This is a genomic window from Rhizobium hidalgonense, from assembly GCF_005862185.2.
GTDB lineage: Bacteria > Pseudomonadota > Alphaproteobacteria > Rhizobiales > Rhizobiaceae > Rhizobium > Rhizobium hidalgonense.
The window spans coordinates 1877013-1899765 of the sequence record NZ_CP054027.1; the positions used below are offsets into that span (position 1 = coordinate 1877013).

Consider the following 22753-nt stretch of genomic DNA (forward strand, 5'->3'; position numbering starts at 1 on the left):
AAGACTACTCCTTTGCCTTCAGGCGATCGAGGATGAAATCCGCCCGGTCGGCGACCGTGATTTTCGGCAGCACGACGACGTCGTAGCCGATTGTCGGATAGGTCGCGGCGAGTCGCTCATATTCCGCGACGGCCTCTTCGAAGCCATGGCGGCGCTCGGGGTCGGTCGTGTAAATCTCCAGCCATGGCGGCGTGAGAAAAACGCTTCTGTTATAGCGATGGGCGGCGCTCAATCTTTCCAGGATCGGTTCTCCCGTCAGGTGCTGAAGCGCCGAGGCGGCATCGATCAGCCCGCGGTCGAAGAATGTCCAGCCCTGCTCTTCGCGCGCCGCCGCGTGGTCGACGATCGCCATCTCGATCGCGCGGCGGGCGAAGGCAACCATGTCGACCCAGGGCAGGGCGGTTCCATTGCTCTCCAGCTCCTGCTTGACGATCCGGCGGCCGGGCTCCTCGACGATCGTATGGCCACGGCGGCCAAGCTCCGCAAGCAGCGTCGATTTTCCGCCGCCGGAACATCCCGAAATCAGGACCGATCCGTTCATCATCTAGCCTGTCCGGCGGAAGCGCGCCATGCCGTGCTCCACCAGCCGGTCGATGATTTCGGCATAGCTGACGCCGCTTGCTGCCAACGCCTTGGAATACATGCTGATATCGGTGAAGCCGGGAATGGTGTTGAGTTCGTTGATGACGAAGTGCATGTCCGATGTCAGGAAAAAGTCGATGCGCGCCATGCCATCGCAACCGACAGCCTGGAAAGCTTGGGCGGCCATATCGCGCATGGCGGTCTCGACCTCCAGCGGCAACTCGGCCGGGACTTTCAGCGCCGCGCCGTTTTCATCGACATATTTGGCGTCGTAATTGTAGAAGCCGTGGCTTTCCGCCGGCACGATCTCACCCGGCCGGGAGACAAAAAGCTCTCCGTCCACATCCTCCAGCACACTGAATTCGATCTCGCGGCCGGCGATGAATTCCTCGGCGAGCAGCGTCCGGTCGTGGCGGAAGCCTCCGGCAAGGGCTGCTGCAAATTCCTGGCTGGCATGGACCTTGGCGACGCCGACGGAGGATCCCTGCCGCGCCGGCTTGACAAAGAGCGGCAGGCCGAGCTCGTCTTCGAGCGCGGCAAGCGATGGAGCCGCACCCTCATGGATCGTCACGGCGCGCGCCACCGGCAGGCCCGCCGCCTGCAGCAGACGCTTGGCGATATCCTTGTCCAGTGCCGCGGCCGAGCCGAGGATGCCGCAGCCGGCGAGCGGCACGCGTGCCACTTCAACTGCGCCCTGCACCGATCCGTCCTCGCCATGCGGGCCGTGCAGCACGGGAAACAGGATGTCGATCCTTGGCAATTCATGCGGCGCGCCATGGGCCGGCATGGCCAGCATGCGCCCGCGGCCGCCCGGCACGAGGCAGATTTCCGTCCCTGACGAGGGTGTCGCCAGCCGGCCGTCCCCGAAGCCGCTCAGCAGCCATTGTCCCTCACGGGTGACGAAGATGGGAACGGCGTCATATTTCTCGGGCTCCAGCGCAGCCATGACGTTGGTCGCCGAGAGGATGGAAACCTCGTGCTCGGCCGAACGGCCACCGAAAAGCACGGCGATGCGCAGCCTGTTGGGGGAAGGGGTCATGAAAGCCTCCGAAGCGATGGGATATCGGAAAGATCAGGCCTCGACCGATATGCCGCGATTGGCAAAGAAACGATCGAAGACGGCAAGCGGCAGCGTGACATCGGCCTGGCTTGCCGCGTCGTGGCCGGACGGATTGTGGAAGCGGATCGTCTTATCGCTGGCCGCCGTCACCAGCACCAGATGACCGCCCTTCGACGGCGGCTCGTGCTCCGGCCAGCGGATGGCCGAATGCACCGAGGCGATGAAGAACCTGCGCTTCGACAGCAGCTCCGGAATGGCCGATGTGTCCAAGCCGGTGATGGTCTTCGCATCGAGCGCGAATCGGTCGGCGGCGAAGCGGACGAAGGGCGCGTAGATCAGCCCCTTGATCGAAGCGTCGATCTCGTCGACGACATAACCGCCATAACGAGTGCAGGCGCGGGCGAGTTCGAGGGTGGGATGGATCTCGCCGCGCGCGGCTAGGATCATCTTCAGGCAGGCCATGCCGCAGACGTTCACGGCCCAATGCGCATATTCCTCGATCGTTGCGGCTCCCGAATGGCGCCAGAGCGGATCGCTGAGCAGAGCCTGCGATCCCGCGGCAAGCACCGGCAGCGTCATGCCGGGTGTTTCCCATTGGCTGAAATAGGGCACGCCACTTTCTTGCATTCTGTCGATCTCCCCGTCGCTCGCTCATGAGATGGCGAGCAATCTTGGCTTTTTTCGAGCCGATGCCGCGCTTGCGGTTAGCGCGGCGAAGTCGGGGCGACTGAGGTCACTACGTCGCTGGAAGCGATTTGAGCCACCCAAACCTTGGACCGCCGAAGATGAGTTTCTCGGCTGCCGGTAAGTCCGACGGGTCGCGCTTCTCAATCCGCCTTACCTGCCGCTCTCGGGCCAGATCGGCTGGCTGATGCTCTGCAGCAGTTCCGGTTCGACGCCGTCGATGCGGGCGATGACGGCTTTGGCCATTTCGCGGCCGGCCTGGCGCACGTCTTCCTGGGCAGTGATGATTTCCGGGCGGATCCAGTTCAGGATCGGCACCGACTGCTTTGAGACCATATCGAGATCACGGCCGAGCGTCTTGCCGGCAGCTTCGATGCCGGCATTGACGGCGATCGCGGCGCTGCCGGCCGAACAGACGATGCCGTCGGGCGCGTTGGCCGAGCGCATCATCACCTCGACGACGTCGCGGATGTCGGCGAGCGGTGCGTCGGTGTTGATGCGCAGCGGCACTTCCTCGGCGCCGTAATCGTGCAGTCCGGTCTGGAAGCCGATGCGGATATGGGCGTAGTAGGTGAGCTTGCTCGGCGGCTGCAGCAGGGCGATGCGGCGCCGGCCACGCTTAACGAGCTTTTCCACAGCCTCGTGGGCGAAGGCTTCGTTGTCGAAATCGTGGAACGGATGAGTGAGACCCGCATCGGTGCGCCCATGCGTGGCAAAGGGCATGCCGCGCTCGGTCAAGAGCCGCACGCGCGGATCGTCCGGCTCGATGCGTGAGATGATGACGCCGTCGGCCGAGCCGGTCTCGAGGATGTAGCGCACCGGCAGCATCGGGTCCTTGCTGTGGGAGTGCGGCGTGACGACGATATGATAGGGCGTGCCGGACAGTACTTCGGAAATTCCGAAGACCAGCTGGCTGGAAAAGCCCATGATCTCCTCATCTATGCTGAGGACAAGGGCGATGACGTTGGTCTTGCCGGTGCGCAGGCGCACGCCCGCCCTGTTCGGCTGGTAGCCAAGCTGGCGGGCGACCATACGCACCCGCTCTTTGGTTTCCGCCCCGATGTCAGGCGCATCTTTCAGCGCGCGCGACACCGTCGTGACGCCAAGGCCAGTCATGAAGGCGATCGTCTTCAATGTCGGACGCTCGCGCGCCGCCGGCGCCGCTTGCCCGAAATTTCCCTTGTTTTCCATCCCTGTAGGCCTGCCTCGCGCGAATTGGTGTCGCTTATAGAGGCTTTTTCAAGCGCCGTAAGCCCGCGCTTGCCAAAATCGCGCCTCCCTAAGAAAAGCAAATCTGTAACGATACAGTAGAAATGTCGAGCGCTTTTTCTTATGTGCACCGCAGCATCACGCTCTAAGGTTGAATCGGCAATTATTCCGCGGCTTTTTTGCAGTTGCGAAACCGGCGATATGGGCTGTGAATCTAATAATTAAAATTAATATAATATATTCAAATAGATGACCTGAAAACGCATTTGCGAGAAGAGTTGATTTGGTGTCGCTAACGAGGGCGAGGCGCTTCGATGGAAAACAGTCAGAAGCTGCAATTGCGGTTGCTCGGGAAAAATTTGCCAGCTGACAGTTGCGCGTGGAAATCGATTGAACTAAGTTTTTCCGGCAACGTTTCAGTGAGGGAGGAGAACTCATGAAAATTCGTCTGATGGCGGCTATGCTTGCCGCTTCCGCGGCGCTTCCGTTTAGCGCCAGCGCCACCGATCTCGAAGTCACCCATTGGTGGACATCCGGCGGCGAATCCGCTGCTGTCGCCGAGCTGGCAAAGGCGTTCGACGCCACCGGCAACCACTGGGTCGACGGTGCAATCGCCGGTTCCGGCGGCACGGCACGCCCGATCATGATCAGCCGCATCACCGGCGGCGACCCGATGGGCGCCACCCAGTTCAACCACGGCCGCCAGGCCGAAGAACTCGTCCAGGCCGGCCTGATGCGCGACCTGACGGATGTGGCCACTGCCGAGCACTGGAAGGACATTATTCGTCCGTCGAGCCTGCTCGATTCCTGCACCATCGACGGCAAGATCTACTGCGCTCCGGTCAACATCCACTCCTGGCAGTGGCTGTGGCTTTCGAACGCAGCCTTCAAGAAGGCCGGCGTCGAAGTGCCGAAGAACTGGGACGAGTTCGTCGCTGCCGCTCCGGCTCTCGAAAAGGCCGGCATCATTCCGCTCGCCGTCGGCGGTCAGCCGTGGCAGGCGACAGGCGCCTTCGACGTGTTGATGGTCGCGGTTGCCGGCAAGGACGTCTTCAACAAGGTCTTCAAGGACAAGGATGCGGAAGTCGCTGCCGGTCCGGAGATCGCCAAGGTCTTCAAGGCCGCCGACGATGCCCGCAAAATGTCCAAGGGCAGCAACGTCCAGGATTGGAACCAGGCAACCAACCTGGTCATCACAGGCAAGGCCGGTGGCCAGATCATGGGTGACTGGGCACAGGGCGAATTCGCACTCGCCGGCCAGAAAGCCGGCACGGATTATACCTGCCTGCCCGGCCTCGGCGTGAACGAGATCATCTCGACCGGCGGCGACGCCTTCTACTTCCCGCTGCTGAAGGACGAAGAAAAGTCCAAGGCGCAGGCAGTGCTTGCCAAGACCCTGCTCGATCCCAAGACCCAGGTTGCCTTCAACCTGAAGAAGGGCTCGCTGCCGGTGCGCGGCGACGTCGATCTCGCCGCCGCCAATGATTGCATGAAGAAGGGTCTCGACATCCTGGCGAAGGGCAACGTGATCCAAGGCACCGACCAGCTGCTTTCGGCCGACAGCCAGAAGCAAAAGGAAGACCTCTTCTCCGAATTCTTCGCCAATCCGTCGATGACGCCGGAGGACGCGCAGAAGCGTTTCGCCGGGATCATCGCTTCGGCTGATTGATCGGTAGATTTGCTGCCTTTGCGATCCGGCTCCCATGGGGCCGGATCCTCTCCGGACGACTTTGATGGTCCGGCCGGCGGCAGCTTCTCTCCGCTATCTTCAGCAGATTTCGGACGTGGGGACGAGAGGCGGCGCCATGCCGTTTCGTCACAGGTCGCAATTGCGATTTGAGGAGGAGTATTCATGACGGGTCAAGCGCAAGCAGGCCGGCCAAACAAGTTACTACGCAATCTGAATGCCAAGATTGCGTCCATTCCGATGATCCTGACAGCCGTGGTGATCTTTGTCGGCGGCACATTCTGGACGGTCTTTTATTCCTTTACCAATTCCAAGCTCCTTCCGCGGTTGAGCTTTGTCGGCATCGATCAGTATGAGCGCCTCTGGGCGGCGCCCCGATGGGTGACGGCGATCGAAAATCTCGCCCTCTATGGCGTGCTTTCGCTGATCTTCAGCCTGGTGATCGGTTTCATGCTCGCCGCCCTGATGGATCAAAAAATCCGTTTCGAAAACACCTTCCGCACCATCTTCCTTTATCCCTTCGCGCTGTCCTTCATCGTGACAGGTCTCGTTTGGCAATGGGTTCTCAACCCGGATTTCGGCATCCAGTCGGTCGTGCGTTCGATGGGCTGGACGAGCTTCACCTTCAATCCGCTCTATACGCCTGAAATCGTCATCTACGGCATTTTGATCGCGGCGCTGTGGCAGGGAACGGGCCTCGTCATGTGCCTGATGCTCGCCGGCCTGCGCGGCATCGACGAGGACATCTGGAAGGCGGCGCGCGTCGACGGCATCCCGATGTGGAGGACCTATCTCTTCATCGTCATTCCGATGATGCGGCCGGTGTTCATCACCACCATCGTCATCATCGCCTCCGGCATCGTCAAGGTCTACGACCTCGTCGTCGCACAGACCTCGGGCGGGCCGGGCATCTCCTCGGAAGTGCCGGCGAAATATGTCTACGACTACATGTTCCAGGCGCAGAACCTGGGGCAGGGCTTTGCCGCCTCGACCATGATGCTCGTCACTGTCGCGATCATCATCGTTCCGTGGGCCTATCTGGAATTCGGAGGAGGGCGCAAGCGTGGCTAATATCGAAACTCTCAACACCACAGCCGCCGGTATCGACGCCGTTGCGCCGAGACTTGGCGAAGGCCCGAGCGGCGCCAAGCCGCGCCCGGCGCTGTCGTCGCGCAACATCATACTCTACGGCACGCTTGGTGTGGCGGCGCTCTACTATTTGCTGCCGCTCTACGTGATGGTCGTGACGTCGCTGAAGGGCATGCCGGAAATCCGGCTCGGCAATATCTTTTCGCCGCCGCTGGAGATCACCTTCGAACCCTGGGTGAAGGCCTGGGCCGAGGCCTGCACCGGCCTCAACTGCGATGGCCTGTCGCGCGGCTTCTGGAATTCGGTGCGTATCACCGTGCCATCGGTCATCATCTCGATCGCGATCGCGTCGGTGAACGGTTATGCGCTCGCCAACTGGCGCTTCAAGGGATCCGAGCTTTTCTTCTCGATCCTGATCATCGGGGCGTTCATTCCCTACCAGGTGATGATCTATCCGATCGTCATCATTCTGCGCGAAATCGGCATTTACGGCACGCTGACCGGTCTCGTCATCGTCCATTCGATCTTCGGCATGCCGATCCTGACGCTGCTCTTCCGCAATTATTTCGTGTCGCTGCCGGAGGAGCTGTTCAAGGCGGCGCGTGTCGACGGGGCGGGCTTCTGGCAGATCTTTCTGAAGATCATGCTGCCGATGTCGCTGCCGATCTTCGTCGTGGCGATGATCCTCCAGGTGACCGGCATCTGGAACGACTTCCTGTTCGGCGTGGTTTTCACCCGTCCGGATACCTATCCGATGACCGTGCAGCTCAACAACATCGTCAATTCCGTCCAGGGCGTGAAGGAATACAACGTCAACATGGCGGCAACGATCCTCACCGGTCTCGTGCCGCTGATCGTCTATTTCGTCTCGGGGCGGCTTTTCGTCCGTGGCATCGCCGCCGGCGCAGTGAAGGGTTGATCCCATGAACATGAATTCAAGTGTCTCCAATGCAAGCGTCTCGATCAAGGATCTGTCGCTGAACTTCGGCGCCGTCAGCGTGCTGAAGGATCTGAACCTTGATATCAACGACGGCGAATTCCTGGTGCTGCTCGGGTCGTCCGGCTGCGGCAAGTCGACCTTGCTGAACTGCATCGCCGGCCTGCTCGACGCCTCGGAAGGCCAGATCTTCATCAAGGGCAAGAATGTCACTTGGGAAGAGCCGAAGGACCGTGGCATCGGCATGGTCTTCCAGTCCTATGCGCTCTATCCGCAGATGACCGTCGAGAAGAACCTCTCTTTCGGCCTACGCGTCGCCAAGATACCGCAAGCCGAGATCGACAAGCGCGTGGCGCGGGCAGCCGAGATCCTGCAGATCCAGCCGCTCTTGAAGCGCAAGCCCGCCGAACTGTCCGGCGGTCAGCGTCAGCGCGTCGCGATCGGCCGGGCGCTGGTGCGCGATGTCGACGTCTTCCTGTTCGACGAGCCGCTGTCGAACCTCGACGCCAAACTCCGCTCGGAGTTGCGCGTCGAAATCAAGCGGCTGCATCAGTCGCTGAAGAACACGATGATCTACGTTACCCATGACCAGATCGAGGCGCTGACGCTGGCCGACCGCATCGCCATCATGAAGAGCGGCATCATCCAGCAGCTCGACGATCCGACGACGATCTACAACAGGCCGCGTAATCTCTTCGTCGCCGGCTTCATCGGCTCTCCGTCGATGAATTTCCTGCGCGGCGAGCTGGTCAAGGCCGGTGACGGCATTGCCTTTTCGGCCAACGGCGTCATTTTCTCGCTCGCTGCCTACGACGCCAACGAGACATTGCAGCCCGGCCGCAAGGTGGTGCTCGGCGTCCGCCCGGAGCACATCAAGGTCAACGAGAATGCCGGCGGCGAAGAACATGACGCCACCGTCGATATCGAAGAGCCGATGGGTGCCGATAATCTTCTGTGGCTGAAACATGCCGGTCACACGATGTCGGTCCGCGTCAACGGCGCGCGGCGTTTTAACGTCGGAGCCAAGGTGAAGCTCAGCTTCGACATGGCATTGGCTTCGGTGTTCGATGCCGAGAGCGAGCTGCGTCTTTAGAGGAATTTTGCGGGCGGAGTCGGAGATGGTGCCCGCCTGCCTGATGTGAGGTCAATCGGCCGGGGCGAGTTTGGCGAGAAGCCCAACCCCGCTCTCCGTCATCCTCGGGCTTGACCCGAGGATCTATGCCCGCCGCTGCTGGTGGATGCGGCTTGGATCCTCGGGTCAAGCCCGAGGATGACGGAGAGCGAGAGACCAAGGCGCTGCTACATATCTCCCAGCGGGGAGAAGAGGGAGCCAAGCCGGCTTCTGACGAACGACAGCTACCGGACGGCGATCATCCGCCGTCCATGTCCAAAACGTAATTCGGAAATGACATCGTGACGCATCCATCGACACCCCCCAACATCGACCTTTCCGGTTCGTGGCAGCTGACTTCCGTCGACGGCGAGATCAAGAGCGTCATCACCCTGCCGGGCGACGTGCACACGGCGCTGCACCGGGCAGGGTTGATCCCCGATCCCTATTTCGGCCGGAACGAGGAAAAGGTGCAGTGGGTCGCCGAGCGCGAATGGGCGGTCGAGCGCAGCTTCGCGCTGCAGGAGGTCGAAGGGGACTGGTATCTGGATATCGATTATCTCGACACCGTCGCAACCGTCCACGTCAACGGCTTCCTGGCGCTCGAAGCTGATAACAGCTTCCGCCGCTACCGGCCCGACGTGTCGAGCATGCTGAAACCTGGCGACAACGTCATCCGGATCGTCTTTGCCTCCAACCCCGCCGTCGGGGCTGAACGGCAGAAGAAGCAGCCGTTCTACATCCCCTACAGCACCGGCAATTCGCCGATCCCCGACGGCAACATGCTGCGTAAGCCGCAATGCCATTTCGGCTGGGACTGGAACATCGCCATTGCGCCGTTCGGCCTTTACGGCACGATCACGCTGAAGCAGCTCGAGACGGCGCGCATCGAACATGTCGTCACACGCCAAACCCACAATAGCGACGGCTCGGTCGATCTCCTGGTGACGGCGAGCCTGTTTGCCAAGCATGCCGGCATCGCCCAGGTCTATTTCGACCTCGATGGCGAGCGCGTGCGTCTCGATGTCGGCGTCAAGGGCGAGACGGAGGTCCACCATCTCTTCCATATCGACAATCCGCGTCTCTGGTGGCCCTCCGGCAGCGGCGAGCAGGCGCTTTATACGCTGTCCGTCGAATTGCCGACGGATGAGGTGAGCAAGCAGATCGGCCTGCGCACTGTCGAACTGATCACCACGCCGGATGCATCAGGCAGCCGCTTCGCCTTCAAGGTCAACGGCCGCGAGATCTTCTGCCGCGGCGCCAATTGGATCCCGGCCGACGCGCTCTATTCACTCTCTTCGCCTGAAAAGACAGAGGACCTGCTGCAATCGGCGAAAGCCGCCAACATGAACATGATCCGTGTCTGGGGTGGCGGTTTCTACGAGCAGGATCATTTCTACGACCTCTGCGACCGGCTGGGCCTGATGGTCTGGCAGGACTTCATGTTCGCCTGCAACCTCTATCCCTCGACCGAAGACTTCCTCGGCAATGTGGCGATCGAGGTGGATTACCAGGTCAAGCGGCTCTCCTCGCATCCTTCGATCGCGCTCTGGTGCGGCGACAACGAGCTTGTCGGAGCGCTGACCTGGTTCGAGGAATCGAGGAAGGATCGCGACCGCTATCTCGTCTCCTACGACCGCCTCAACCGGACGATCGAACAGGCGGTGAAGAAGGCGCTGCCGGGCGCGCTCTGGTGGCCGTCGAGCCCGGCATCCGGCTATCTCGATTTCGGCGATGCCTGGCATGCCGACGGGTCGGGCGACATGCATTACTGGTCAGTCTGGCACGAGAACAAGTCGTTCGACAATTACCGTTCGGTGCGGCCGCGCTTCTGTTCGGAGTTCGGCTTCCAGTCCTACACCTCGCTGCCCGTCATCAAAACTTATGCCGAGGAGAAGGACATGAACATCGCTTCTCCCGTTATGGAGCTGCACCAGAAGAATGCCGGCGGCAACGAACGCATCGCCGGCACGATGTTCCGCTATTTCCGCTTCCCCAAGGATTTCCCGAATTTCGTCTATCTCTCCCAGATCCAGCAGGGGCTGGCGATCAAGACGGCGGTGGAATATTGGCGCTCGTTGAAGCCCCATTGCATGGGCACGATCTACTGGCAACTCAACGACACTTGGCCGGTCGCCTCCTGGTCGAGCCTCGACTACGGCGGCCGCTGGAAGGCGATGCATTATCTCGTCAAGCGCTTCTTCCAGCCGGTGGCGGTTGCCGCCATTCCCGCCGAGGACGGCAAGACGATCCGCTTCTCGCTCGTCAACGATACGCTCAATGATGTCAGCGTCGATCTTTCGATCTCGCTTCTGACGATGAATGGCGAGCGGCGGCACCTGAAAAACGTGCAGGCCATGTGCTCGCCGGATGCGGCGGTGACGGCCGCGGCGATTGATGTGTCCGACATTGCTGAGGGCACGCTGCTTGCCTGGCATTTTACCGCGTCGAACGGCATGGGAGGCGAGGGGCACTATGTCAACGGCACCTATAAGGCGCTGGAATTGGAGCCTTCTGGCCTGACCGTCACTCACGAATATGTCGAGGCGAGTGGCGCGATCGATATCAATGTCACCGCAGCGGGACTTGCGCTCTTCGTAATGATCGAGACCGAGGCGGACGGCAAATATTCCGACAACGCCTTCGATCTTGCACCCGGCGAGAGCCGCCGCATCACCTTCACCCCGGCACATCCGCTCGAACGCGGCAAGCTGCCGGATTTCCGCTTTTACGACCTGCATTCCTGCCAATCGGCGGATTGATCCTTCCAAGAAATGGGCACGAGGCCCAAGGAGACGATGATGACGAAACTCAGCTACCAGCTCTATAGCGCCCGCAACTTCCAGCCCTATTCGGCAATTTTCGAAAAGCTCGGCAAGGCAGGTTATGCCGAGGTCGAAGGCTTCGGCGGCATCTATGCCGATCTCGACGATGACGGCCTGAAGAGCCTTCGCGCCGATCTCGACAAGAACGGCTTGGTGATGGCGACCGGCCATTTCAGCCCGGATTTCCTCGAGAAGGACGTCCAGAAGTCGTTGAACATTGCCAAAATTCTCGGCATGGATTCGATCTATGCGCCGCATCTGGCAGCTGAGCAGCGCCCCTCCGACGCCGCCGGCTGGGTCGCCTTCGGCAAGCGCTTGCAGGAAATGAGCAAGCCCTACAAGGAAGCCGGCTATGAATTCGGCTGGCACAATCACGATTTCGAATTCGTCAAGCTGGCCGACGGCTCGCTGCCGATCGAGCGCATCTTCGAGGGCGCGCCTGATATTTCCTGGGAAGCCGATATCGCCTGGGTCATTCGCGGCAACGCCGATCCTTTCGCCTGGATCGAAAAGCTCGGGCCGCGTATCACCGCGGTACATGTCAAGGACATCGCGCCTGCCGGCGAGGCGAAGGACGAAGACGGCTGGGCCGATGTCGGTCATGGCAAGGTCGAGTGGGGCAGGCTGATGACGGCGCTGCGCGCCACCAAGGCGAAACACTTCGTCGTCGAACATGACAATCCAAAAGATATCGACCGCAATATCAGCCGTTCGATCGCATCCTTCCAGACTTATTGAGGCATATCATGACCAGGGAACTTGGCGTAGGCATCATCGGATGCGGCAATATCTCCACCACTTACTTTTCGCTTTCACCGCTCTTCAAGGGGCTGAAGGTGCTGGCCTGCGCCGATATCAACGTGCAGGCGGCCGAGGCGCGTGCCAAGGAATATGGCGTCAAGGCGCAGACAATCGAGGAGCTTCTCGCCAATGACGAGATCGACGTCGTCGTCAATCTGACGATCCCGGATGCGCATTTTCCGGTGTCGAAGGCGATCCTTGAAGCCGGAAAACACGTCTATTCGGAAAAACCGCTGGTGCTTTCGCTGGAGCAGGGCGAGGAGCTTCGCCGTCTCGCCAAGGCGAAGAACCTCGCCGTCGGCTGTGCGCCCGACACCTTCCTCGGCGGCGCCCACCAGCTCGCCCGCAAATTCATCGACGATGGCGGCATCGGCCGGGTGACCTCGGGCGCCTGCTACGTGATGAGCCCGGGCATGGAGATGTGGCATCCGAACCCGGATTTCTTCTTCCTGCCGGGCGGCGGCCCGATCCTCGATCTCGGCCCCTATTACATCGCCAACCTGATCAACCTGATCGGTCCGGTCAAACGCGTCGGTGCCATGACCTCGATGGCATCGCCGACCCGGACGATCACCAGCCAGCCGCGCAACGGCGAGATCATCCCGGTCAAGACGCCGACAACGATCCAGGCGCTGCTCGAATTCGTCAGCGGCGCCACCGTGACGCTGTCGGCAAGCTGGGATGTGTGGTCGCACCGCCATGCGAATATGGAGATCTATGGCACCGACGGCTCGCTCTATGTGCCGGACCCGAACTTCTTCGGCGGCACCGTTGAGGCAAGCGGCCGCGACAAGGACATCAAGCCGCTTGACGATTGGGACCATCCCTTCGGCAAGATCAACCAGGAAAACCCGAACGGGGCGCGCGCCAATTACCGCACGGCCGGCCTAGCCGACATGGCGATGGCGCTGATCGAAGGCCGCGACGCACGCTGCTCGCTCGACCGCACGCTGCATGGCGTCGACGTCATGACCTCGATCCTGAAATCGGGCGAGGAGGGCCGCTTCATCGAGCTGACGACGACTTGCACGCAGCCGGCCGCGCTCGGCATCGAAGAGGCGCAGGCGCTGTTGAGATAGTAGAAATTCGCGCGGTGCGCTTGCCGTATCGGCGCGTTTGTCTCAATAGTTCGGTCATCATCGGGCCTGTCCTGCGGCTGTTCGGTTCGCGCCGATGGCTGCCCCTCACCCTAACCCTCTCCCCCTAAAAACGGGGCGAGGGGACTTGCCACGCGAAACGCTGGCGAGAGACGGAGAGGTTACGGCATATTCCCTACGCCCCGCATGCGGTGAGAAGGTGCCGGCAGGCGGATGAGGGGCAGGTGTCGGCGATCTCTTGGGCCGAAGATACCGCGTGACGATCATAGAGATACTTTAAAGGAGTTATTCAGATGAGCTGGCAACCGGCTGCAGACCGTTATTCGAAGATGAAATATAATCGCGTCGGCCGTTCCGGCCTGAAGCTGCCGGCCGTTTCCCTTGGCCTCTGGCACAATTTCGGCGGTGACACGCCGCATGACCGCAAGATCGACATGTGCCGCACGGCCTTCGACCTCGGCATCACCCATTTCGACCTCGCCAACAATTACGGCCCGCCTCCCGGCAGCGCCGAGACCGCTTTCGGCGAGATCCTGCGCAGCGAATTTTCCGGGCTTCGCGACGAACTGATCATCTCTTCCAAGGCCGGCTACGACATGTGGCCAGGTCCCTATGGCGAGTGGGGCAGCCGCAAGTATCTGATCGCCTCCTGCGACCAGAGCCTGAAGCGCATGGGCCTCGATTATGTCGACATCTTTTATTCGCACCGCTTCGACCCGGAGACGCCACTGGAAGAAACCTGCGGCGCGCTCGACCATATCGTCCGCTCCGGCCGGGCGCTCTATGTCGGCATTTCCTCTTACAACTCGCAGCGCTCGCGCGAAGCCGCAAAGATTCTGAAGGAACTCGGCACGCCGTGCCTGATCCACCAGCCGAGCTATTCGATGCTCAATCGCTGGGTCGAGGACGACCGGCTGCTCGATACGCTCGACGAGGTCGGCATGGGCTCGATCGTATTCTCGCCGCTGGCCCAGGGCATGCTAACGACGAAATATCTCGGCGGCATTCCCGAAGATAGCCGCGCGGCGCAGAACCATTTTCTCAAGAGAGACTACATCCGCCCCTCGATCATCGACAATATCCGCAAGCTCAACGAGATCGCCGAGAAGCGCAGCCAGACGCTGGCGCAGATGGCGATCGCCTGGGTGCTGCGCGGCGGACGGGTAACCTCGGCGCTGATCGGCGCCAGCCGCTCGTCGCAGATCGTCGACTGCGTCAAGGCGTTGGATAATCTCGAATTTTCGGCCGAGGAGCTTGCCGAGGTTGACGTCTATGCCAAGGAGGCGGATATCAATCTCTGGGCGAAGTCGGCGGAGCGGGAATAGGGAAGGCAGACTGGGCGTTTGGGGCAGCGCGCTGCCACATCCTCCCTCATCTCTGTCCTCGGACTTGACCCGAGCGATGTCACAGAGATCCAGCCAGCCCAAATCCCTTGGGCCGAATAGACTCTTTTCGCCGCGCGGACGCGCGGCTGGATTCCTGTGACGAGCACAGGAATGAGGGTGGCAACTTGGTGCAGTAACCGCCGTTCCTATGTGATGCACGTACCACAACAATAATTTCGGAGGAGCCGCCATGATCCGCAACCCCATCCTGCCCGGATTCAATCCCGATCCGTCAATCTGCCGCGTCGGCGCGGATTATTATATCGCCACCTCCACCTTCGAATGGTATCCGGGTGTGCAGATCCACCATTCGCGCGATCTGGTGAACTGGACGCTGGTGCGCCGGCCGCTGGAACGCCGATCGCAGCTCGACATGCGGGGCAATCCCGATAGCTGCGGCATCTGGGCGCCGTGTCTTTCCCATGCCGACGGCCAGTTCTGGCTCGTCTATACCGACGTCAAACGCTTCGACGGCAGTTTCAAGGATGCCCCGAACTACATCGTCACCGCGCCCTCGATCGAAGCCGAATGGTCCGACCCCGTCTATGTCAATTCCTCCGGCTTCGATCCTTCGCTGTTCCACGACGATGACGGCCGCAAGTGGTTCCTCAACATGCAATGGAACCACCGTACCGAGAGCTATGGCGGCTCGCCGAAATCGCCGGCCTTCGACGGCATCCTGCTGCAGGAATGGGACCCGGCGACAAAGGCGTTGAAGGGGCCGATCCAGAACATCTTTGCCGGCAGTCCGCTCGGCCTTGTCGAGGGACCGCATCTCTTCAAGCGCAACGGCTGGTATTATCTGACGACCGCCGAGGGCGGCACCGGCTACGACCACGCCGTCACCATGGCGCGTTCGCACCGGATCGATGGGCCTTATGAGATGCATCCGAACATGCATCTGATCACCTCCAAAGATCATCCGGGCGCGGCGCTGCAGCGGGCGGGGCACGGCCAATATGTCGAGACGCCGGAGGGTGAGGCCTATCACACCCATCTCTGCGGCCGGCCGCTGCCGCCGAAGCGGCGCTGCACGCTGGGGCGCGAGACATCGTTACAGAAATGCCTCTGGCGCGACGACGACTGGCTCTACCTCGAAAACGGCACCTCAGTGCCCGATATCGACGTGCCGGGCCTCTTTGGCGCCGTGCCGGTGGAAAAGCCGATGCGCAGTGAATATAGCTTCGACGGCGGTACGCTGCCAGCTGATTTCCAATGGCTGCGCACGCCCGAACCCAACCGCATCTTCAACCTGACGGACCGCCCAGGCCATCTGCGCCTGATCGGGCGTGAAAGCATTGGCTCGTGGTTCGAACAGGCGCTGGTCGCTCGCCGGCAGGAACATCACAGCTTCCGCGCCGAAACCGTGGTCGAGTTCTCACCCGACACCTATCAGCAGGTCGCCGGGCTGACGCATTATTACAACCGCCACAAGTTCCACGCCGTCGCGGTGACGCTGCACGAAACACTCGGCCGCTGCGTGACGATCCTTTCCTGCAATGGCGACTATCCGAATGGACGCCTCAGTTTTCCCGTCGAAAGCGGCATCGCCATTCCCGCCGAGGGGCGTGTCCAGCTCGCCATGGAAATCCGCGAGAACGATCTGCAATTCTTCTGGCAGACCGAAGGCAAGGGCGCCTGGCAGCCGATCGGCCCGATCCTCGATGCCGGGATGATTTCCGACGAAGGCGGCCGCGGCGAACACGGTTCCTTCACCGGCGCCTTCGCTGGTGTGTTTGCCTTCGACACGTCGGGGAGGGGCAAGGTCGCGGATTTTGATTGGTTTAATTACGATGAGTTGTGAGGGGTGGGCATCTGGGTTTTCACCGGTGTGCCTTGCGTTGGCGACGGATCGATAGGCGCGAGACGCGACCTCTTTCCGAACAAAAAGAAAGCCGGCGCAGGGCCGGCTAAGACGAACGCGGCTGGACAGGGGATGCTAGCCGGTTCCAAACACTTCGTGACTGAACAATAACTTTGACTACATGCCGAGGCAGCGAAAAAGGGTGCAACGAGAACACCCGGAGACGGCTCCGCAAAGGGGTGGGCGGCGGGGCGGATGCCGGTGCTGGCCTCGGCCTTCTTATCGGTCATGAAGATCACCGGATGATGACATCCGAGCCGACTGCTGCCTTGCTTTGTCCCGGACAGATCGGTGTCGTCGCGAAGACCGATGCGGCTACTTCGCCTGCGCCGGCGGGCCCACTTGCAACAGCGGGTCATCCGCTTGCGCAAGGCAACTGTGTTAGCAAGGCGAATGCAGTGTTCACGTTCCCACGGATGTTAATGCGTCATGAAGGGACTATATAGCGAGCCAAATACTTCGATAATATCAAGAGTAACGCATGACCCCCATCATTTCTGTTCAGAATCTTACCAAGACCTACGCCAATGGGTTCGAGGCCCTGAAAGGCATCAACCTCGACGTCGAAAAGGGTGAGATCCTGGCGCTGCTCGGGCCGAACGGTGCGGGCAAGACGACGCTGATCTCGATCATCTGCGGCATTGCCAATCCGAGCGGCGGCAAGGTATTGGTCGCCGGCCATGATGTCGTGAAGGATTTCCGCGCCACGCGCGGGATGATCGGCCTTGTGCCGCAAGAGCTGACAACCGATCAGTTCGAAACGGTGTTCAATACGGTGAGCTTTTCGCGCGGCCTGCGTGGCAAGAAGGCCAATCCTGCCCATATCGAGAAGGTCCTGCGCGCGCTTTCGCTCTGGGACAAGAAGGACAATATGCTGCGCCAGCTCTCGGGCGGGATGAAGCGGCGGGTGTTGATCGCCAAGGCGCTTTCGCATGAGCCGGATATCCTCTTCCTCGACGAGCCCACAGCCGGTGTCGACGTGACGCTGCGCAAGGATATGTGGAACGTCGTTCAGGAGCTTCGGGCCTCGGGCGTCACCATCATCCTGACCACCCACTATATCGAGGAAGCCGAGGAAATTGCCGACCGTGTCGGCGTCATCAATGGCGGGCAATTGCTTCTCGTTGAGGACAAGGCGGCGCTAATGGCCAAGCTCGGCCGCAAGCAGCTCATTCTCGATCTCACAGAGCCGCTCGAGCGCCTGCCGGATTGTTTTGCCGGCAACGGACTGACGCTGGAGGCGGAGGGCAGCCGGCTGACTTACGATTTCGACGCCGACAATGAGCAGGAAAGCATCGCGACACTCCTGACGCGGCTGGGTGAAAACAATATCCATTTCAAGGATCTGTCGACGCGACAGAGCTCGCTCGAAGATATCTTCGTGGCGCTGGTAGGAGCAGGCAAATGAACGTCGAGGCGATCAAATCCATCTATTTCTTCGAGATGGCCCGCACGCGCCGCACGCTGCTGCAGAGCGTCATCTCGCCGGTTATCTCGACCTCGCTTTATTTCATCGTCTTCGGTGCAGCAGTCGGCTCGCGCATCCAGGAGGTGGAGGGCGTATCCTACGGCGCCTTCATCACGCCCGGCCTGATCATGCTGACGCTGCTTGGCCAGTGCATCAGCAACGGCTCCTTCGGCATCTATTTCCCGAAATTCACCGGCACGATCTACGAGGTGTTGTCGGCGCCGGTGGCGATGACCGAAATCCTGCTCGGTTATGTCGGAGCCGCCGCCACCAAGGGCATGATCATCGGCTTCATCATCCTTTTGACCGCCAATCTCTTCGTCGACGTCAGGATCGAGCATCCCTTCATGATGGTGCTGTTCTTCTTGCTGACGGCGATCACCTTCAGCCTGTTCGGCTTCATGATCGGCATCTGGGCCGGCAATTTCGAACAGCTGAACCTCATTCCCATGCTGGTCGTGCCGCCGCTGACCTTCCTCGGCGGCAGTTTTTATTCGGTCAATATGCTACCGCCCTTCTGGCAGGGTGTCAGCCACCTCAATCCGGTGCTCTATCTCGTCAGCGGCTTTCGCTGGAGCTTCTACGGGATCGCCGACGTTAACCCGGCGATCAGCCTGGCGATGATCACGGTGTTCCTGGCGATCTGCCTGGGAACGCTCGCCTGGATCTTCAAGACCGGTTACCGGCTGCGCAACTGATCGCTCCGATAGCATCATCGGAAAATCCGATGATGCTATCGGTTTCTTCCGTTTTTCTTCCGCTTCGGTTCGCGGCATCTGCTCTCCCCAGCCAAAAGGAGAAGCGAGATGACTGGTATCGGGATCGAAGGTGCGAAGGTGGTAATCGTCGGCGGCAGCTCCGGCATGGGGTTGGCGCTTGCCATGCGCCTGCTTGAGGAGGGGGCATCGGTGACGATTGCGGGACGCAGCGAAGACAGGCTTGCTGCGGCGTGCCGTCACCTCGGCGGGCATCCGAAGCTTGCAACCCATGTCGTCGATATAGCGCGGGAGGAAGACGTGGCGGCGCTGTTTCGAGAGAGCGGATCGGTCGACCATATCGTCAGTACGGCGGCCGATATCGAAGGCGCCTACCAGTTGCTGCCATCGATCGAACTCGCGGCAGCGCAACGGGTGGTCGAGAGCAAGTTCTACGGGCCACTGCTGCTCGCAAAATATGGTGCAGCCCGTCTGCCGCCATCAGGATCGATCACCTTTACCTCGGGTGTCGCGGCCTATCGGCCGGCGGCTCGCGGATCGGTGGTCGCAGCCGTCAATGCGGCGCTCGAAGGCCTGGTCAGGGCGCTTGCCGTCGAACTGGCGCCGATCCGCATCAATGCCGTATCGCCGGGTTGGGTGGATACACCGATCTGGAACTTTGTTGCCGGGGACGCCAAGCAGGCGACGCTGGAGGCGATGGCGCAGCGCCTGCCGGCAGGGCGTGTCGGCCAGTCGGAGGATATTGCCGACGCGATCCGTTTCCTGATCGGCAACGGCTTCACCACCGGCACTATCCTGCATGTCGAAGGCGGGCATCGGCTGGTCTGACCGGCGACAGTTCGTCGCTTGCCGCCGGCAAGAGTTTGTTGCTTGCCGATTGCAGCAGGAGGGCGAGCGCCGGCGGCTGCACGCGCCGGCGCCGCCACATCATCACCAGCGCGGCGGTGGGTGGTTCACCCGGCCATGGCAGCGCGATGACATCGCCGCGTGCCGCCCCGACAGCCAGACCAGGGACCAGCCCGTAACCGGCGCCTGAGGCAACGAGCCGGATGATCGTCGCGATACTGTCGGCTTCCGTAACGATAGGCGGTGCAGGCACACCTGCCTCGGCAAAGGCAGTCTCAAACAAGTGGCGGTAAACGCAGCCGGATTCGGTGGCGATGAAGGGCGCAGTGCTCAATGCCGCGAGGCTTTCGGGTGGCCGGGCGTGCGCATTACGGCCGGCGATCAGCACCAGCGGCTCGCTGGAGATATGGCGCGTGGCGAAGCGCTCGTCTTGTTGCCCGCGATCGAAGGTGAAGGCGACGTCGATCGAGCCGTCATGCAATTGAGCAAGTAATTCGCCGCTGCCGCCGATCTTGAGCTTCAGGCCAAGGCCCGGGTTCTGTTTGCCGAAGACCGACAGCCAGGGCGCCAGAGTTTCGGCGGCGATGGTTTCAAGCGTACCCACGCTGACGGACTGTTCGGCGTTGCCGGCGGCGGCACGGACGGCAGCTTTCGCCTCGTCGTTCAGCGCCAGGATTTCTTCCGCATAGGTCTTCAGCGCCGCACCCGCCGCTGTCAGGGCAACGCCCTGCCGGGAGCGGCGGAAGAGTTCTGCGCCAAGCTCTTCTTCCAGCGCCTGTATCTGATCGCTGAGGCTCGACTGGGCGAGATTGACCTCGGCAGCGGCGCGCGTGAGATTTTCATGCCGGATGACCGCAAGGAATGACTTCAATTGTCGTGGATTCATCTCGAGCTCCGGTGGGCGCGCAGGCGCCTTGACGCAGGATATCAACAAAGCAGAACGTGCTGCAATGCAGGAGCGTTTGGCGACGAAGGGCCAGTCTGTGTTGGGCCAGTTTCCCCCTCAGGCACTGCTGACGAGCAGGGCGCCCGACAGGATGAGGAGGGTGCCCGCGGCAAGCTTCATCAGGTTGACCTCGGAGGCTTCGCCGAGGAAGACAGCGCCGATTGCCAGCGTCACCAGCACGTTGCAGCTCCAGATCGGGGCGAGTTTGGAGACCGGGACGCCATAGGCGAAAAGCGCGAAGCTGATCAGGCCGGTGCCGAGAGCGAAGCAGGCGCCTGCGGTGGCGGCAAATCCGATACCTTCGGCCGTCCAGGGGGCCGGGCGCCAGATCAGTGCGACGATCAGGCCGGCCAGCGCACAGGCGGCGCCGAAGGCGATCAGATAGATGGCAGAGCCGGTGGCAGCCGTGGCGCTCTGCTTCTGGAAGATGGCGGTGATGCCCCAGAACATGGCGGGCAAAATGCCGCCGATGACGATCGGCCAGAGCGAATTCATCGCGAAACTCCTGTCGCACCCATGGGGCAAGGCTTCGCCTTGGGCGAAAGCCGGTCGAACATGCGGTGCCACCAGACTAGGAGTTTCTTTTGGCTCTTTGTGGTCTTGTTTTTGCGCTTGAAGGTGACAGATCCGAATGCCGGCGTAAAGCTGCGCCGGGTTCAATCGCGTATGCGCAGTTCGTCGGTCTGCATCTGCAGCGAACCCAGCGTTTCCAGGAAGCTCATGCCGAGTAGACTCTGGTCGAGCCGGCCGTCCTCGGCGACGCTGGCTGCGACATTGTTGCGGACGATCGGGCCGATCGCCACCTGGTCGAGCGTGACGGGTGCTGCGCGGCCGCGGCCGTTGGCGGTCATGACGGTCATGGAATAGGTGAGGCGGGAGAGGTCGATGCCGATCCGCTCGGCGTCTTCGCGGGACAGCGCCACCATGCTGGCGCCGGTATCGACGAGCATTTCGATCGTCTGACCGTTGACGGCGACATCGGCCTCGAAATGGCCGTTCAGCAGTTTGTGCAGGATGATCTCCTGGCCGCCTTCGCTTGTGGTGACAACGACGGCGCGGCCGGGAACGAGGCCGGCAAGCAGCCGGTTGCCGACGCCGAGCGCGTCCTGACGATAGAGATAGACGGTCACGAGCGCCAGGATGATCACCAGCCAGATCATCATCTGGCGCATCGTCTCACCAAGGCTGCGCCGGCTCGCCCAGATGCCGGCCGACAGCATCAGCGCGATCGGCAGCAGATAGACGACGCGGACGAAGTCGTCGCTCTGCAGGCCGAGGATACTGCCTTTGTCATGGTTGACGATCAGCACCGCAAGGCCGATGCCGATCACGACGAGGAAGACGGTCAAACGGATCATAAAGCTTGCTCCGGCCCGCTGGCGGAGCCTGTTTCCATGTGGTTCGATCCCGCGGCGGCGCCTGCAAGCCTTGCCGGCAGCAGGGCCATGATCCGTCTTCGTTCAATGTCGGAGTAGCTCACCCAGCTGCCGATTTCCTCAAGAGTCCGGCCGCATCCAGCGCAAAATCCGGTGTCTGAAACCAGGGAGCAGAGGTGAATGCAGGGTGTTTGCATGAAGGACATATCGGAGTTTCAAAGAGCCGTGGCAAGGGTGCAAAGCGCGGCAACCTCGCAAATTTGCTGCGTCGCGCCCAGTGTGTCGCCGGTATGGCCGGCAAGTTTGCGGCGGATGAAGGCGGTAAAGGCAAGTGCTGTGATGCCGGCGGCGAGCAGGCTTGCGACCAGCGGCCGCAGGCCGAAAGCCGGCCAGATCAGAAGCGCTGCGACGAGCCCGGCCGCGGCGAGCGCAAACTGCATCGCCGCCTCGTCGGGCTGGCCGGTCGAGGCGGCGACGCCATCGGTCTTGGCCGTCGGCAGCCGCTGCCAGTGCCAGGCGATGGCGCCGCGGCTGAGTGCTGCGACGGCGGGAATGGCAAGGGCTGAAGTAAGAGGCGAGGCGTGGCGGGCGATGGCGGCAAGTGCTGCGGCGCGGATCGCGAAGGAGAGGATCAGCGCTATCGCGCCATAGGTGCCGATCCGGCTGTCTTTCATGATGTCGAGGCTGTGCTCGCGGCTCCTTCCGCCGCCGATGCCGTCGGCGGTATCGGCCAGGCCGTCCTCGTGCAGCGCGCCGGTGACGACGACCTGGATGCAAAGCGCGATGAGGGCCGCCATCAGCGGATCGGCGCGCAGCTCCAAAAGCAGGAGGAGGGCGAGTGCGGGCGCGACACCGATGACGAAGCCGGCGAAAGGAAAGGCGCGCACCAGCCGGCCGAGCCTACCGTCATAGGTTTTGAACAGCGATTGCGGCATGGGGATGCGGCTGAGGAAGGCGACGGCGCGGGCGGTATCGACCGCATGGTCCTTGATCTTCATTCTGCTTCGTTCTGCCCAAGGTTTCCGCTTATGGCCCGGCTTATGCTCGCGGCGGTGCTTTTGGTGTTGTTC

At 61.5% G+C, this 22753-nt stretch carries 21 protein-coding genes; 12 read left to right on the forward strand and 9 right to left on the reverse strand.

Translation table 11 applies throughout. The features are described from left to right. Window positions 1-4: 4 nt before the first annotated feature. The 4 genes from FFM81_RS08920 to FFM81_RS08935 all read right to left on the reverse strand — a co-directional run bounded on the left by FFM81_RS08920 (window position 5) and on the right by FFM81_RS08935 (window position 3517). Window positions 5-541: an AAA family ATPase gene (locus FFM81_RS08920; RefSeq protein WP_025416391.1), complete on the reverse strand. Its 537-nt coding sequence runs from the start codon at window positions 539-541 to the stop codon at window positions 5-7. A 3-nt stretch (window positions 542-544) separates the two neighbouring features. Further along, window positions 545-1621, reverse strand: a complete 1077-nt coding sequence (locus tag FFM81_RS08925) for a D-alanine--D-alanine ligase family protein (protein ID WP_138384172.1) — start codon at window positions 1619-1621, stop codon at window positions 545-547. 33 nt (window positions 1622-1654) lie between these two features. Further along, window positions 1655-2269: a C39 family peptidase gene (locus FFM81_RS08930; RefSeq protein WP_003564206.1), complete on the reverse strand. Its 615-nt coding sequence runs from the start codon at window positions 2267-2269 to the stop codon at window positions 1655-1657. Window positions 2270-2479: 210 nt separating this feature from the next. Continuing rightward, the gene (locus FFM81_RS08935) at window positions 2480-3517 is read right to left on the reverse strand and encodes a LacI family transcriptional regulator (protein WP_138384173.1); all 1038 of its coding nucleotides are present in this window, start codon (window positions 3515-3517) and stop codon (window positions 2480-2482) included. Between the two features lie 454 nt (window positions 3518-3971). On the opposite strand from FFM81_RS08935, the gene FFM81_RS08940 reads away from it, so the two are divergent. The 12 genes from FFM81_RS08940 (at window position 3972) to FFM81_RS08995 (ending at window position 19343) form a co-directional block, all read left to right on the forward strand. Continuing rightward, window positions 3972-5204 carry an ABC transporter substrate-binding protein gene (locus tag FFM81_RS08940; protein ID WP_003564202.1) on the forward strand — a complete coding sequence of 411 codons (1233 nt, stop codon included), beginning with the start codon at window positions 3972-3974 and terminating at the stop codon, window positions 5202-5204. Between the two features lie 183 nt (window positions 5205-5387). Beyond that, window positions 5388-6293 (forward strand): carbohydrate ABC transporter permease, encoded by a 906-nt coding sequence (locus tag FFM81_RS08945; RefSeq protein WP_138384174.1) that lies wholly within the window; start codon window positions 5388-5390, stop codon window positions 6291-6293. After that, window positions 6286-7230: a carbohydrate ABC transporter permease gene (locus FFM81_RS08950; RefSeq protein ID WP_003564198.1), complete on the forward strand. Its 945-nt coding sequence runs from the start codon at window positions 6286-6288 to the stop codon at window positions 7228-7230. Before FFM81_RS08945 ends, FFM81_RS08950 begins: the two co-directional genes overlap by 8 nt. Before the next feature lie 4 nt (window positions 7231-7234). Then, entirely contained in the window at window positions 7235-8341 is a 1107-nt protein-coding gene (locus FFM81_RS08955; protein ID WP_138384175.1) for an ABC transporter ATP-binding protein, read from the forward strand. Window positions 8342-8661: 320 nt separating this feature from the next. Then, complete coding sequence (locus FFM81_RS08960) at window positions 8662-11121, forward strand: beta-mannosidase (protein WP_138384176.1); 2460 nt, start codon at window positions 8662-8664, stop codon at window positions 11119-11121. 39 nt (window positions 11122-11160) lie between these two features. After that, entirely contained in the window at window positions 11161-11922 is a 762-nt protein-coding gene (locus FFM81_RS08965; RefSeq protein ID WP_003564192.1) for a sugar phosphate isomerase/epimerase family protein, read from the forward strand. A gap of 8 nt (window positions 11923-11930) precedes the next feature. Next, a complete protein-coding gene (locus tag FFM81_RS08970; RefSeq protein WP_097532734.1) occupies window positions 11931-13064 on the forward strand; it encodes a Gfo/Idh/MocA family protein in 1134 nt (377 codons plus the stop codon). Window positions 13065-13375: 311 nt separating this feature from the next. After that, window positions 13376-14407 (forward strand): L-glyceraldehyde 3-phosphate reductase, encoded by a 1032-nt coding sequence (gene mgrA / locus FFM81_RS08975; RefSeq protein ID WP_003564188.1) that lies wholly within the window; start codon window positions 13376-13378, stop codon window positions 14405-14407. 250 nt (window positions 14408-14657) lie between these two features. Further along, window positions 14658-16271: a glycoside hydrolase family 43 protein gene (locus FFM81_RS08980; protein WP_003564186.1), complete on the forward strand. Its 1614-nt coding sequence runs from the start codon at window positions 14658-14660 to the stop codon at window positions 16269-16271. Window positions 16272-16812: 541 nt separating this feature from the next. Beyond that, window positions 16813-17739: an ABC transporter ATP-binding protein gene (locus FFM81_RS08985; protein WP_138384177.1), complete on the forward strand. Its 927-nt coding sequence runs from the start codon at window positions 16813-16815 to the stop codon at window positions 17737-17739. Continuing rightward, a complete protein-coding gene (locus FFM81_RS08990; protein WP_003564182.1) occupies window positions 17736-18497 on the forward strand; it encodes an ABC transporter permease in 762 nt (253 codons plus the stop codon). The genes FFM81_RS08985 and FFM81_RS08990 overlap by 4 nt, the downstream gene beginning before the upstream one ends. Before the next feature lie 108 nt (window positions 18498-18605). Further along, window positions 18606-19343: an SDR family oxidoreductase gene (locus tag FFM81_RS08995; RefSeq protein ID WP_138384178.1), complete on the forward strand. Its 738-nt coding sequence runs from the start codon at window positions 18606-18608 to the stop codon at window positions 19341-19343. Here FFM81_RS08995 and FFM81_RS09000 read toward each other — a convergent pair. From FFM81_RS09000 to FFM81_RS09020, 5 genes are all read right to left on the reverse strand, one after another. Beyond that, complete coding sequence (locus tag FFM81_RS09000; RefSeq protein WP_003564178.1) at window positions 19306-20247, reverse strand: LysR family transcriptional regulator; 942 nt, start codon at window positions 20245-20247, stop codon at window positions 19306-19308. The two genes, FFM81_RS08995 and FFM81_RS09000, sit on opposite strands and share 38 nt — an antisense overlap. Before the next feature lie 117 nt (window positions 20248-20364). After that, entirely contained in the window at window positions 20365-20802 is a 438-nt protein-coding gene (locus FFM81_RS09005; protein ID WP_003564176.1) for an EamA family transporter, read from the reverse strand. A gap of 161 nt (window positions 20803-20963) precedes the next feature. Continuing rightward, window positions 20964-21665: a TIGR02281 family clan AA aspartic protease gene (locus tag FFM81_RS09010; RefSeq protein WP_025416382.1), complete on the reverse strand. Its 702-nt coding sequence runs from the start codon at window positions 21663-21665 to the stop codon at window positions 20964-20966. Further along, on the reverse strand, window positions 21662-21880 hold the full coding sequence (locus tag FFM81_RS09015; RefSeq protein ID WP_003564172.1) for a DUF1289 domain-containing protein: 219 nt from the start codon (window positions 21878-21880) through the stop codon (window positions 21662-21664). The genes FFM81_RS09010 and FFM81_RS09015 overlap by 4 nt, the downstream gene beginning before the upstream one ends. 18 nt (window positions 21881-21898) lie before the next feature. Then, window positions 21899-22681, reverse strand: a complete 783-nt coding sequence (locus FFM81_RS09020; RefSeq protein WP_138384179.1) for an adenosylcobinamide-GDP ribazoletransferase — start codon at window positions 22679-22681, stop codon at window positions 21899-21901. Between the last annotated feature and the right edge of the window lie 72 nt (window positions 22682-22753).

Excerpts from the sequence above, each read along its gene's own strand:
- FFM81_RS08945 (WP_138384174.1), top strand. The coding sequence starts at position 5,388 with ATGACGGGTCAAGCGCAAGCAGGCCGGCCAAACAAGTTACTACGCAAT.
- FFM81_RS09000 (WP_003564178.1), bottom strand. The coding sequence starts at position 20,247 with ATGAATCCACGACAATTGAAGTCATTCCTTGCGGTCATCCGGCATGAA.
- FFM81_RS09020 (WP_138384179.1), bottom strand. The coding sequence starts at position 22,681 with ATGAAGATCAAGGACCATGCGGTCGATACCGCCCGCGCCGTCGCCTTC.
- FFM81_RS08965 (WP_003564192.1), top strand. The coding sequence starts at position 11,161 with ATGACGAAACTCAGCTACCAGCTCTATAGCGCCCGCAACTTCCAGCCC.
- mgrA (WP_003564188.1), top strand. The coding sequence starts at position 13,376 with ATGAGCTGGCAACCGGCTGCAGACCGTTATTCGAAGATGAAATATAAT.
- FFM81_RS08935 (WP_138384173.1), bottom strand. The coding sequence starts at position 3,517 with ATGGAAAACAAGGGAAATTTCGGGCAAGCGGCGCCGGCGGCGCGCGAG.
- FFM81_RS09015 (WP_003564172.1), bottom strand. The coding sequence starts at position 21,880 with ATGCAAACACCCTGCATTCACCTCTGCTCCCTGGTTTCAGACACCGGA.
- FFM81_RS08970 (WP_097532734.1), top strand. The coding sequence starts at position 11,931 with ATGACCAGGGAACTTGGCGTAGGCATCATCGGATGCGGCAATATCTCC.
- FFM81_RS08990 (WP_003564182.1), top strand. The coding sequence starts at position 17,736 with ATGAACGTCGAGGCGATCAAATCCATCTATTTCTTCGAGATGGCCCGC.
- FFM81_RS08985 (WP_138384177.1), top strand. The coding sequence starts at position 16,813 with ATGACCCCCATCATTTCTGTTCAGAATCTTACCAAGACCTACGCCAAT.
- FFM81_RS08940 (WP_003564202.1), top strand. The coding sequence starts at position 3,972 with ATGAAAATTCGTCTGATGGCGGCTATGCTTGCCGCTTCCGCGGCGCTT.
- FFM81_RS08925 (WP_138384172.1), bottom strand. The coding sequence starts at position 1,621 with ATGACCCCTTCCCCCAACAGGCTGCGCATCGCCGTGCTTTTCGGTGGC.
- FFM81_RS08980 (WP_003564186.1), top strand. The coding sequence starts at position 14,658 with ATGATCCGCAACCCCATCCTGCCCGGATTCAATCCCGATCCGTCAATC.
- FFM81_RS08955 (WP_138384175.1), top strand. The coding sequence starts at position 7,235 with ATGAACATGAATTCAAGTGTCTCCAATGCAAGCGTCTCGATCAAGGAT.
- FFM81_RS08995 (WP_138384178.1), top strand. The coding sequence starts at position 18,606 with ATGACTGGTATCGGGATCGAAGGTGCGAAGGTGGTAATCGTCGGCGGC.
- FFM81_RS09010 (WP_025416382.1), bottom strand. The coding sequence starts at position 21,665 with ATGATCCGTTTGACCGTCTTCCTCGTCGTGATCGGCATCGGCCTTGCG.
- FFM81_RS09005 (WP_003564176.1), bottom strand. The coding sequence starts at position 20,802 with ATGAATTCGCTCTGGCCGATCGTCATCGGCGGCATTTTGCCCGCCATG.
- FFM81_RS08930 (WP_003564206.1), bottom strand. The coding sequence starts at position 2,269 with ATGCAAGAAAGTGGCGTGCCCTATTTCAGCCAATGGGAAACACCCGGC.
- FFM81_RS08920 (WP_025416391.1), bottom strand. The coding sequence starts at position 541 with ATGAACGGATCGGTCCTGATTTCGGGATGTTCCGGCGGCGGAAAATCG.